Below are 11,944 nucleotides of genomic sequence, written 5' to 3'. Positions count from 1 at the left end.
TAATTCAGCAATGAAAATTACCATGATCGTCAATCCGAATGCCGGAAAGAAACAGGGCCGGTCTCTTGCAAGTGAAGCAGCGGAAGCCCTGAAGAAAGAAGGAATAGAGATTGAATTCCTGGTTTCAGAGAAGAAGGGTGACACTCGCGTTCTGGCTGAGAACCTCTCAATTGAGGGTGTAGATGCTGTCCTGGCTGTGGGTGGAGACGGTACCCTTTTTGAAGTTATCAACGGTCTGCTGTCAAAGAGAGACAGCCTGCCCATACCCATCGGTCAGATTCCTGTAGGTACGGGAAACTCCTTTATCAAAGACCTCGGAATTGAGAGTGTAGATGATGCTCTGCAGCATATTAAGGCAGGGAAAACCAAAGATATAGATCTGGGGGAATTTACCTGCAGTGAAGGACGATACTTCTTTGCCAATCTTCTCGGTTCCGGTTTTGTCTCCAATGTAGCCTACAGGGCAAAACGTTATAAGATTCTGGGAGCTTTTGCATATATCCTGGGAGTACTGGAAGAGATTATTTTTCTTAAATCCAGCGCTGTAGAGATTGAACTCGATGGAAAACTGATCAAAAGAGACGCTCTTTTTACTGAAATCTGTAACTCAAAATATACGGGAGGAGACATGATGATGGCCCCGGATGCAGAAATAAATGACGGCCTTCTGGACATCATTCTCCTTAATAAGGTTTCAAGAAGAAAAGTTCTCTCCCTGTTCCCCGCAATCTTCAAAGGAAAGCATGTGGAAGATGAGGTGATTGAGTGCTTCAAAGGGAAAAAAATATCTGTTAAATCCGACAGGCCCCTCATGCTTACACCCGACGGAGAAACCTTTGGAACGACGCCCATAGATGTTCAGATCCATCCGGGAAAAATCAGGATGTATTGCTGATGTTTATTTTTACCAGTATTTTCGGTTATATCTTCACTATTACAGTTCTGATTTTAGGACTCCCCTTCATACTCCTTCAGAATGTACTTAAAAATAAGCGCTTCTTTGATCCCCTTGTCAAGTTCATCTGTCACTTGATTCCTCTGAGTTTCGGAATCCGGGTAAAGACAGTGGGGAAGGAGCTTCTGGACCCCGAAAAAAGTTATGTATTTATTGCAAACCACGTCAATATTTTCGACCCCGTACTCCTATTCGGATTTATACCCCATTACGTCCGGGGTGTAGAACTGGAGTCTCACTTCAATTTGCCCGTCTGGGGAGCTGTTATCCGAGGACTTGGAAACATTCCCATCAGTCAGAAAGATGTAAAATCTGCCATCGAAAGTCTGGAGAAAGCCGGAAAGGTTATTAAGGGGGGAACGTCAATTGCCATGTTCCCCGAAGGACACCGCACAAGAGACGGAAAACTCCAGCCTTTTCAGAGAGGACCTTTCCGTCTTGTAAGAAATGCTGAAGTAGATATGGTACCGGTGGTTCTCAAAGGACTATGGGAAAGAAAAACAATACACTCACTCTTAGTAAAACCGGGAACAGTTGAAATCATATTCTCTAATCCGATTCCGGCTCAGGAGATACAGGAATCCAGCGACAGGGAACTGCGCAGCCGAAGCAGAGAGCTTATACAGGAGATCCTCGGCTAATGTTCCATATTATCCTTCATGAAGAGAACAGTTTCCTGGAGGATTTCCCTAGTTCTTGGAGTATCCTCTCTGCAGTCAAAATAATGTTCCCCTTCAGGATAGTACAGAGCTTTTATCATGGCACCATCCGCAATGGCACTCTGGTTGAATTCTTCCATAGAAGCAGGCAGTCCCCTACCCCACAGATCCTTTGTCTGCACTGTCAGGATCGGAATATCAGTAAAGACCTCTTTTGAACGTAAAGGCATCAAGCCATAATAGTAGATAGAGAATACCGGTTTGGGACCTGTGTACTTTGTACTGTCTTTAACAATGGTTTCCAAACCCACAGAACAACCATTTTCATTGCTTGAGAAAAATCCTATTTTCTGGGTATCAATCCCCAGATATTTTTGATTTTCAACAATCCATGTCATAAGAGTTTCCAGGGCTGCCTGAGGATTCCCGAGTTCATATGTGACAGCAATCAGACCTTCTTCGGCAATGACCTGCCCCCACTGCATATATTGATCAGTATCTTTCAGAGTTCTGCCGTAATAATCTTTTGCATGATTGTCTGTATCACCGGAAACCATTATAACAGCACCTCGTGCTTCATGCAGATCCATAGCCCTTGGATAGTAGATATCAGCCACTCTTACTGTTGTATTTTCAGGGCTGTAAATAAGACTGGCTACACGGACATCTGAGCTTCCGGACCCAATGACCAGAGTTCCCGGCCCTTTGTCTCCAACTCTGCTCTTTTCTCTGTAATGATTATCCCAGGAAACCATATCAGCATCATCCAGTACGACTGTCTGACAGCTGATAATTATTAAAAAAATAAAAATTGATCCCATAAATAGATGTATCTTTTTCATTCAAGACTCCTCATTTTCTGACAATGGTTTGAGTCCAAAAGTAAGGTATCTTTAATTATAGGATATTTTCAATCAGCTGTTTTCAAAAAAAGCCCGCAGGAATCTGAACTGCCCCCATATGTTGAAAAACATCCGGGAATCAGTTCAGAGTGCGGGCTTTTCTAAAATTTAAAATGAAAATCACTCTTTTACACCACCGAACGTCAGTCCCTGAATAAACTGTTTCTGTAGTATGAAAAAGACAACAACAGAGGGCAGAGCCGCCACAACCGAACCGGCGGCAATCAGATTCCAGCTGATCAGCCACTGCCCCTTAAGAGCACTCAGCCCGAAGGTGATGGGCCTGGCCTTGTCACTCTGTACCAGAGTCAGAGCCCAGAAAAAATCATTCCAGATAAAAGTGAATAACAGGACTCCCAGGGATGCCAATGCGGGCCTCAACAGAGGAATCATTATGGAGAAGAATATACGGGGCTCCGTAGCTCCCTCCACCCGGGCGGATTCAACCAGGGAAAAAGGCAGCTCCACTATGAAGTTTCTGAGAAAGAAGGTCGCAAAACCCGACTGAAAGGCGGTGTGGAAAATTACAAGCCCTATGATCGTGTCAAAAAGGCCGAACTTGACAAACATTGTCCGCACGGGAATCATCAGGATCTGATAGGGAATAAAGTTTCCTGCGATAAACATGGCATAGAGGGCTATCCGACCCTTGAAGGGATAGACCGCCAATGCAAATCCGGCCATGGAACTGAAGAGTATGGTAAAGAATACAGCCGGAAGAGTCATAACCGTACTGTTGATAAAATACCTCAACATAGGACTGCGGTCGGGGTTGAATACTTCGCTGTAGTTTTCGACGATGGCGATACGACTGGGAATACCCCAATAATTCCCGGAGGAGATATCAGATCCGGGGCGGATCGATGTGGAGACAATGGCCACCATAGGCAGCAGCCACATTATCAAAAGGAGAATAACTCCTACCACATAAAGAGCTCTGACGGGGACGATTCTTTTTTGTATTGGTGTTGGAAACATTTTTTACTTCTCCGTATCGATCATTCTTTTCAGAAAGAAATAGATGAAGACAGACATAATCAGGAAGAGTACAACTGCCAATGCGGCTCCATATCCCATCTTAAAATTGAATATGGCTTCATCATACATATGGTAGGCCAGTACATAACTGCTTCCCCAGGGGCCTCCGGCCGTCATTGTGGCAATCAGGTCAAAACTCCTGAGTGCTCCTATGACTGTGACAGTGAGGGCCACAATGGTTGCAGGACGGAGTTGAGGCAGGATCACATGACGGAGCATCTGCCACCCGGCGGCTCCATCAATTCTCCCGGCCTCCACAATCTGGGTGTTTACACCCGCCAGACCCGTCAGGTACAAGATCATGCAATAGGCTGTCTGCGGCCATAAACCGGCAATGATAATGCCGAATGTGGCCATCTTTTCATCGGCCAGAATCGGTATTGGCTCTATACCGAATACACCCAGAAGTACGGAGAGCAAACCCAGATCGGGATTGTAAAACCAGGAAAAGACCAGACCGACAACAACGAGATTTATAACAAAGGGAAAAAAGAAGAGTGACTTAATGACTCTCATCCCCTTAATTTGCTGATTTAAAAACAGAGCCAATGACAGCCCGACCAGGGGAGCCAGCATCATAAAAACAAGCCAGTAAATATTGTTTTTCAAAGATGTATAAAAACGGGGATCATCAAAAAGCTTTCGGTAATTTTTTAGACCGACCCAGGTCATGGGACTGAATCCATCCCATTTATGAAAGCTGATCCAGATACTCTGGAAGATGGGCCAAATGACAAAAATTGAGAATAATATCATAGCCGGTGCCAGAAAGTAGACGGGAGCATATTTCTGCTGCATTTTAAGCAGTTTATTCACGGTTTTTTTCTCCATGAACAGGCCTCCTTTTGGTTAACATATAAAAAAAGCAGCGGAGAGGAGATACTCCGCTTCGCTGCCTCATAAGAACAGAAATCAGTAACTGTTATTCAAAAAGACTCTTTCTTTCCCTTTCCAGTCTTGTTCTGATGGCATCTTCCCTGTCGGGATAAACCATAAATTCCTGAAATCCTTCCATACCGGCTTTTGCCATTTCAGGTGTGGTATCTCTGTCATAAAACTGAGCCAGACCATCTGCTTTTCCGAGCATTTCGAATCCTGCTTTTTTGAAGCGGTCATCCGGTGCGGAAGCATATTTGCTGGGAGGAAGACTTCCTGGATTCATGATGTCCTGTACATCAGGACGAGTCATGAAAGCCAAAAACATCTTTGCTGCTTCAACATTCTTAGCCTTGGCGGGAATATGAATTGTATCGGTAGGAGCATCTTCATAAACGCCTACTGAGGGATCGATAATGGGGAACTGGAAAAAACCTATTTTGTCGATAACACCGGCGCTTTCCATATCGGGCATCATGAAGTTTCCGATCAGGTACATGGCTGCTTCACCCTTGATAAGAGGAGCCTGTGCTTCCTGCCACGAGTAAGTCGCATGGTTCTCAAGGAAATGTCCACGCTTAACCATATCACCCCAAAGGTCAAATACTTTATCTAGTTTTGGATCAAGATAAGATGCTTTTCCGGTCATCAATTCCATATGGAACTCGTAACCGTTGACTCTCAGGTTAAAGTAATCGAACCATCCCGCCGCAGTCCACAGATATTTTGTTCCGATAGTTACCGGAGCTATCCCGTTTGCAACAAGTACATCATTATTAGACATGAACTCATCCCATGTTTCAGGAACAGACAGGCCGTATTTTTCGAAAATATCCATTCTGTAGTAAATACCCCACTGGTAATAAGACCAGGGAACACCATACTGTTTATTATTGATAGTCAATGAGTTGAGTGAAGAGGACATAGAGTCATAAAGATCTTCATCTTTCCATACATCACTGACATCCATAAACAGATTCTGATCTACAAAAAATTTCATTCTGTTACCGGCAAACCAGAACGCGACATCCGGTGCTTCGGTAGCCAGAAAGTTTCTGATGGCGGTTTTATATGCTTCATGATCAAATGTATTCAGCTGAACTTCGATCTCGGGATATTCTTCCTGAAAAAGAGCTACAGTCTCAGCAACAGCTGCTTTAGTAGAGGGATCAGACTGGTTTGAATTGATTACCAGCATTTTGGGACCTTCATCCATGGCTGCATCCTGCTGTCCTGCAGCAAAAACGCCGCTGATCAGAACAAAAACACTCAGCATAAGAACAATAATTCGTTTACTCATATATATCTCCTTGATTGACGTACTTCTATTGTAAATCCCTGTAACCAGACGTCAACGATAAGATTTTCCGTACTGTTTTGATATTTTAAGATGATTAGCCGCTCACCCTGTCTTGAATGTTAAAAAACTGTATAAATATACAAAAAATGAAGTATAATAATGAAAACAGGAATCTTTATGCACGCTTTTTTTATTTTCATGATTGTTTTTGATTTTTTTCTTCAAATATATTCAGATTCATTGTATTATATTAAGATAAAGAGGATTCCATGATTGAAAACCAACATACAAGAGGCAGGAGAGATGGTGAATTTTACCTGGCCGGCCTGACTGATCTTGAAAAAGAACTGCCATTTCACCTTGTGGGTGTTGGATATGACTTCTACCAATATCCGGTTCACAGACCCTTCGGCTACCCGGTCTATCAGTGGATACAGACAGTCTCAGGAACAGGAATACTCGAACTGAGGGGAGTAAAATACGAAGTGCCGGCGGAATATGGTTTTCTCCTCTACCCGGGAGAGGCCCATGCCTACTACCCTGCCGATGATAAACCCTGGCGGGTTCACTGGATAACCATCAACGGTTACCATATTGAGAGCATACTCCAGTATACGGGCCTGAAGAAAAGCTCTGTTTTTGCCATTTCAGAACCCATGGTACTGAACTCTCTGATACATAAAGCCCTCAATCTCCTTAAAACACCCTCAGAGATGACCGGACTCAACGGATCTGTTCTGGCCTATCAGCTTATGATGGATCTGTTCAAATATGTGTGGAATGATGAGAAGGAAAACCACAGTCATCACAGCAGCAGACTCAAAAAAGTTTTTGAACAGATTGACAGGGAACTCGGAAGAGCACTGACAATCGATGATCTGGCAAAAACCGCCGGAGTGACTCCTCAATACTTCTGCGAGCTTTTCAAGATAGCAACCAAACAAAGACCTACCGAATATATCAACAGACGGCGAATAGACAAGGCCAAAGAGATCATAATAAGGGAGCCACATAAAAAACTGAATGATATTGCAAAGGATGTGGGATTTGAGAGTAACAGCTATTTCTCAACTGTATTCCGTAAACTGGAGGGTATAAGTCCAAATCAGTTCAGAGATTTCAATTCACTTCACTGAATTTTGTCTACAAAGACAACTATTTCTTCAATTTGTTTTAATACTCCCATAACTTAAATTATGATATATTCAATAAGAAGGATGGACACTCATGAAAAAAGGACTGATAGCCGGAATATTGATACTAGTGATTCTTATAGCAGCCGGAGGAACTGCGTTTTTCCTCTATAAAAAGGAAGCCCTTGTTATACGCAATCCCCTTCTGGTGCAGGACACTCCTGTCATCACCTACCTGAGCGGTGAAGTGTATTATACTGATGAGCAGTCAGAGGACTGGCTTGAACCGGAAGCCGGTCAGAAATTGAAACAGGGAACTATTCTTAAAACAGGTATAGATGGTGAAATGGATATCCGTCTCTCCCCGGAAAACCTGCTTCGTCTGGATAATGGCTCTCTTATGATCCTTGAGCAGTCTACCCTTAAGAATGTGAATCTGACCCTCACTGAAGGACGACTATACGGTCGCTTCCATAAACTGTTCACCGATCAGGAGATCAATGTAAAAACTGAAACAGCTGTAGCAGGGATTCGCGGCACAGACCTTGTCTTTGATTCAAAAGAGGGAGAATCTGTCATCTACGCCCTTTCAGGTATTACAGAGGTCTATAATCCGGAGCAGGCTGATGAAAAACTATTGCTGTCATTCCAGAGAAAGACTGTTGTAAAAAAGGGAGCAGCACCAGCTGTGCCGCAAGTGATGAGCAATGAGGAGATACAGGGATTTCAGACTGTACTGAACGACATACATAAGGATATTGTTCTTCTGGTTACCAGAGCCATCCGTTTCAAACCCGATTCAGCGGAGATTCTTGATTCTTCAATCCCCGAACTGGAGAGGTTGAAAGCACAGGTATTGGAAACAAAATATACTGTCATGATAATCGGACATACAGCAGACCTTGGATACGCAGCGTCTCAGCTTAAACTGTCGATCCTCAGAGCACAGGCAATCAAGGATTATCTTATTGCCCAGGGGATCAATGAAAAACGGCTGGAAGTAGAAGGTTACGGCGGAACTAAACCCATTGCGGATAATACTACAGAAGAGGGAAAAGCTCTGAACAGAAGGGTGGAGTTCATCATTCTTGAATAGAATAATCGAATAAAAAAACCGCTCCCCGGAGGGAGCGGCAATATTTAGATATAAGTTTCAGCCAATTCAGTTATTCAGCCAGCAGGCCGACATATGACCCGGAGCCACTTCCTTAAGGGGAGGGTACTGCTCTTTGCAGATAGCCTTCACATAGGGGCAGCGGGGGTGAAAATGACACCCTGACGGGGGATTCACCGGGCTTGGTACATCTCCCATAACAATCTTTTTCTTCTCCGATCTCTTATGGGGATCTGTCAGGGGAAAGGCATTGAAGAGAGCCTTTGTATATGGATGGGTATGATTCTTCACAAGCTCATCCTTGTCGGCCACTTCAATTATCTTTCCCAGATACATGACAACAATTCTAGTGGAGATATACTCAACCACTGCCAGGTCGTGGGCAATAAACATATAGGTAAGATCGTGTTTTTCTCTTAAGTCCTGAAGCAGATTGAGAATCTGAGCCTGTACAGAAACATCCAGAGCCGATACTGCCTCATCACAGACAACAAACTCAGGATTCAGAGCCAGGGCCCTGGCAATACCGATCCGCTGTCTCTGTCCCCCGGAAAACTGATGGGGAAAACGGTTCTTGTACATGGGATTAATCCCGACTTCATTCATGATATCTTCAACCATAGCGCTTATTTCGGCAGGAGTTCCTAGCTCATGAATACGCAGTGGCTGGCTGATCAGAGAAGAAACTTTTTTACGGGGATTGAGAGAGGAGAAGGGATCCTGAAAGACCATCTGAATGTTCTTTCTAAGCTCAATCATCTCCTTATGTTTCATTGAAAAAAGATCTTTGCCGTCGTAAAGAACTTCACCTTCAGTCTTTTCATGGAGTCTGAGAACAGTTTTGCCCAATGTGGATTTCCCACAGCCGGACTCACCTACAACACCCAGTATTTCTCCCTTCTGGATTTCAAAGGAGACGCCGTCCACAGCCTTGAGGATCTGCTTCTTGTCTCCATCCCGGGCACTGATCTGATAATATTTCTTGAGGTCTTTCACCTCCATTAATGGTTTCATCAGCTTTTAGATCCTTTTTGGTTTTTTACATCATCCGCCTTATAACACCAGATAGAATGTCCCTCTTCCACCGTAGTAATTCCGGGAAATTCCTTATCACAGGAAGCATCGCCATAGGAGCAGCGGTTGGCAAAGGGACAACCGTCTCCCAGACTCAGAAGATCAGGAACATTGCCGGGAATCGCTTCAAGACGGTTGTTATCACCGTACTTTTCATTGGAAGGAAGAGAATTGAGCAGTCCAAGGGTATAGGGATGGGAGGGATTATCAAAAATCTGGAACACAGTTCCCTCCTCCACTTTACGGCCTGCGTACATGACAACAACCCGGTCCGCAGTTTCGGCAACGACACCCATATCGTGGGTGATCAGAAGAATGGACATATCCACTTCATCTTTTAAATCTGTAAGAAGATCCAGAATCTGTGCCTGTATGGTTACATCAAGAGCCGTAGTCGGTTCATCGGCAATCATCAGTCCAGGCTCGGGAGAGGCAAGGGCCATGGCAATCATAACACGCTGTCTCATTCCTCCGGAAAGCTGATGGGGATAATCCATAGCCCTCTTTTCGGGAGAAGGTATCTTCACCAGATCCAGGAGCTCTACCGCTTTTGCATGAGCTTTTTTCTTTGACATTTTCTGATGGGCCAGAAATACATCCGCCAGCTGGTCTCCTATTTTAAAAACAGGGTTCAGACTGGTCATGGGTTCCTGAAAGATCATTGAAATCTGAGTACCCCTCAGTTTCTGAATCTCCTTCTCAGGAAGCTGCAGCAGATCTCTGTCTCTGAATATAACAGAACCGCTTTCAATCACACCCGGAGGCATGGGAATAAGCTGGTTGATTGTATGAGCAGTTACAGACTTACCACAGCCCGACTCCCCTACCAATGCAAGAGTTTCACCCTTATTGATATAAAGAGAGAGGTCACGGACAGCCTTTACCACACCACGGCGGGTATGAAAATGCACATTTATGTTTTCAATAGAAAGTAGTTTATTGTCGTCCATATCAGTCTTTCATCCTCGGGTCTAGAATATCCCGCAGGCCGTCTCCCAGCAGGTTGAATCCAAGTACAGCCAGAAGTGTGGCAATACCGGGCAGGGTTACGATCCACCAGGCGGAGGTTACAAACTCCTTGGAGCTGGCAATCATAAGACCCCATTCGGGGGTAGGAGGCTGAGCTCCCAGTCCGAGAAAGGAGAGACCCGCAGATTCAAGAATGGCGGAACCGAAGCCCAGGGTAGCCTGAACTGAGATAGGTGCCAGACAGTTGGGAAGAATGGATCGGAACATAAGTTCCATATCCGAAGCCCCTAAAGCTCTTTCTGCAAGAACATAGTCATTCTCTTTTTCGGCCAGAACCGAAGCCCTGACAATACGTATGTACCGCGGAATCTGTGATATACCGATGGCGACCATGGCATTGGTCAGAGATGGTCCTAAAACCGCAACGATAACAATGGTCAGTAGAATATAGGGAAAGGCCAGCATTATATCTACCAGCCTCATAATTATCTTATCTACCCAGCCACCGTAATAAGCGGAAACCATACCGATAATAATACCGAAAAACAGAGCAATACCCACGGCAATAATACCGATAATCATGGAAATTCTGGCCCCGTAGATCAACCTTGAAAGCATATCCCGCCCCAGGTCATCTGTACCAAGAATATACTCGGAAGCAAAGGGCGCTGTTTTTCTCATCTCCATATCCTGGGCTACAGGGTCCATGGGAGCCAGAAGCGGAGCGAAAACAGCCAATACAATGAAAAACAGGATGATAATCAACCCGGCCATGGCGGTTTTACTATGCTTCAGCTGATGCCAATGTTCAATAATAGGAGATTCATCCTTCAGGAGTTCTCCCGTATCTTTTACTTTTTTATTACTAATTACTTCTGAATTACTCATTTTTACTGCAACCTGATTTTTGGATTTATAACGGAATAAAGGACATCGACTATCAGATTAATTAGTACAAAGGAAGTAGAGATAACGATGATTCCACCCTGAACCGCAGGATAGTCGCGGGCTTCAATGGCGTGATAGATCCATTTACCGATTCCGGGCCAGGCAAAGATAGTCTCTGTCAGAAGGGCTCCGGCAAGGAGCATTCCGAATTGAAGACCTATAACTGTAATGACAGGAAGAAGTGCGTTTCGCAATGCATAGCGGAAAACAACACGTCTCTCTTTAATACCTGAGGAACGGACGGTTTTTACATAATCCTGCTTAAGAACCTCAAGCATACTGCTCCGTGTAGTACGGGCAATAATCGCCAGGGGAATAGTTCCCAGAGCAATAGAAGGAAGAACAAGGTGATGCAGGGCCGAAAGAATGTATTCGGGCTTTCCCTGGAGCAGATATTTAAATGTATCTATCAGATAAAAGTTGGTTTCAGGAGTAAAGTACAATCTGAGATTCATACGTCCACCGGTGGGGAACATATTCAGATTGACCGAAAATACCATGATCATAACAAGTGCCAGCCAGAATACGGGCATGGAAACCCCCAGCAGAGCACCGACCATGGTCGTATAGTCTATCCAGGTATTCTTTTTGGTTGCCGATATGACCCCTATCCAGACCCCCAGTACAGAGGCAAAGATCATGGCACACAGAGCAAGTTCAATGGTAGCTGGATAACGGGCTTTAACCTCGTCCCAGACCTTCTGTCCTGATTTAATGGATTTTCCGAAATCCAGTCTGACAATACGTTTAAGATAGAGACCGTACTGTTCAATAAGCGGTTTATCAAGGCCAAGATCGGCCCTCAGTTTTTCAAGTTTTTCTTTACTGGCCCGCTCTCCCAGCATGACTCTGGCCGGATCACCCGGTGACAGGGCTATCATAAAAAAGACCAGCGTAACCACTCCGAAAAGAGTGGGAAAAAGCATAACAAGACGTTTTAAAATATATCGAATCATATTTCCTACAATCCGGAGCT

12 protein-coding genes are annotated in these 11,944 nt (G+C 44.4%); 4 read left to right on the top strand and 8 right to left on the bottom strand.

All coding sequences use genetic code 11. The features are described from left to right. Positions 1-10: 10 nt before the first annotated feature. Complete coding sequence (locus tag DV872_RS00635; protein ID WP_114627891.1) at positions 11-895, top strand: diacylglycerol kinase family protein; 885 nt, start codon at positions 11-13, stop codon at positions 893-895. Next, complete coding sequence (locus DV872_RS00630; protein WP_114627890.1) at positions 895-1,596, top strand: 1-acyl-sn-glycerol-3-phosphate acyltransferase; 702 nt, start codon at positions 895-897, stop codon at positions 1,594-1,596. The genes DV872_RS00635 and DV872_RS00630 overlap by 1 nt, the downstream gene beginning before the upstream one ends. On the opposite strand, the gene DV872_RS00625 is transcribed toward DV872_RS00630, so the two are convergent. The 4 genes from DV872_RS00625 to DV872_RS00610 all read right to left on the bottom strand — a co-directional run bounded on the left by DV872_RS00625 (position 1,593) and on the right by DV872_RS00610 (position 5,730). Next, complete coding sequence (locus DV872_RS00625; RefSeq protein ID WP_114627889.1) at positions 1,593-2,456, bottom strand: hypothetical protein; 864 nt, start codon at positions 2,454-2,456, stop codon at positions 1,593-1,595. The two genes, DV872_RS00630 and DV872_RS00625, sit on opposite strands and share 4 nt — an antisense overlap. Before the next feature lie 180 nt (positions 2,457-2,636). After that, entirely contained in the window at positions 2,637-3,494 is an 858-nt protein-coding gene (locus DV872_RS00620) for a carbohydrate ABC transporter permease (RefSeq protein ID WP_114627888.1), read from the bottom strand. Between the two features lie 3 nt (positions 3,495-3,497). After that, complete coding sequence (locus DV872_RS00615) at positions 3,498-4,385, bottom strand: carbohydrate ABC transporter permease (RefSeq protein ID WP_114627887.1); 888 nt, start codon at positions 4,383-4,385, stop codon at positions 3,498-3,500. Between the two features lie 91 nt (positions 4,386-4,476). Further along, entirely contained in the window at positions 4,477-5,730 is a 1,254-nt protein-coding gene (locus DV872_RS00610) for an ABC transporter substrate-binding protein (RefSeq protein ID WP_230391359.1), read from the bottom strand. A gap of 269 nt (positions 5,731-5,999) precedes the next feature. Between DV872_RS00610 and DV872_RS00605 the strand changes: the two genes are divergently transcribed. Both DV872_RS00605 and DV872_RS00600 read left to right on the top strand, forming a co-directional pair. Further along, complete coding sequence (locus DV872_RS00605) at positions 6,000-6,866, top strand: AraC family transcriptional regulator (RefSeq protein ID WP_114627886.1); 867 nt, start codon at positions 6,000-6,002, stop codon at positions 6,864-6,866. A 91-nt stretch (positions 6,867-6,957) separates the two neighbouring features. After that, entirely contained in the window at positions 6,958-7,959 is a 1,002-nt protein-coding gene (locus DV872_RS00600; RefSeq protein WP_114627885.1) for an OmpA family protein, read from the top strand. Between the two features lie 66 nt (positions 7,960-8,025). Here the strand turns inward: DV872_RS00600 and DV872_RS00595 are convergent, their stop codons facing one another. The 4 genes from DV872_RS00595 to DV872_RS00580 are packed head-to-tail and all read right to left on the bottom strand — an operon-like array spanning position 8,026 to position 11,924. Continuing rightward, positions 8,026-8,991, bottom strand: a complete 966-nt coding sequence (locus tag DV872_RS00595; RefSeq protein WP_114627884.1) for an ABC transporter ATP-binding protein — start codon at positions 8,989-8,991, stop codon at positions 8,026-8,028. Then, positions 8,991-10,001, bottom strand: a complete 1,011-nt coding sequence (locus tag DV872_RS00590; RefSeq protein ID WP_114627883.1) for an ABC transporter ATP-binding protein — start codon at positions 9,999-10,001, stop codon at positions 8,991-8,993. Before DV872_RS00590 ends, DV872_RS00595 begins: the two co-directional genes overlap by 1 nt. A 1-nt stretch (position 10,002) precedes the next feature. After that, positions 10,003-10,908: an ABC transporter permease gene (locus tag DV872_RS00585; RefSeq protein ID WP_114627882.1), complete on the bottom strand. Its 906-nt coding sequence runs from the start codon at positions 10,906-10,908 to the stop codon at positions 10,003-10,005. Between the two features lie 2 nt (positions 10,909-10,910). Further along, on the bottom strand, positions 10,911-11,924 hold the full coding sequence (locus DV872_RS00580; RefSeq protein WP_114627881.1) for an ABC transporter permease: 1,014 nt from the start codon (positions 11,922-11,924) through the stop codon (positions 10,911-10,913). Between the last annotated feature and the right edge of the window lie 20 nt (positions 11,925-11,944).

The organism is Oceanispirochaeta sp. M1 (genome assembly GCF_003346715.1).
In the GTDB taxonomy this organism is placed as follows: Bacteria; Spirochaetota; Spirochaetia; order DSM-2461; family DSM-2461; genus Oceanispirochaeta.
This window is presented reverse-complemented; position numbering and strand designations above follow the sequence as displayed.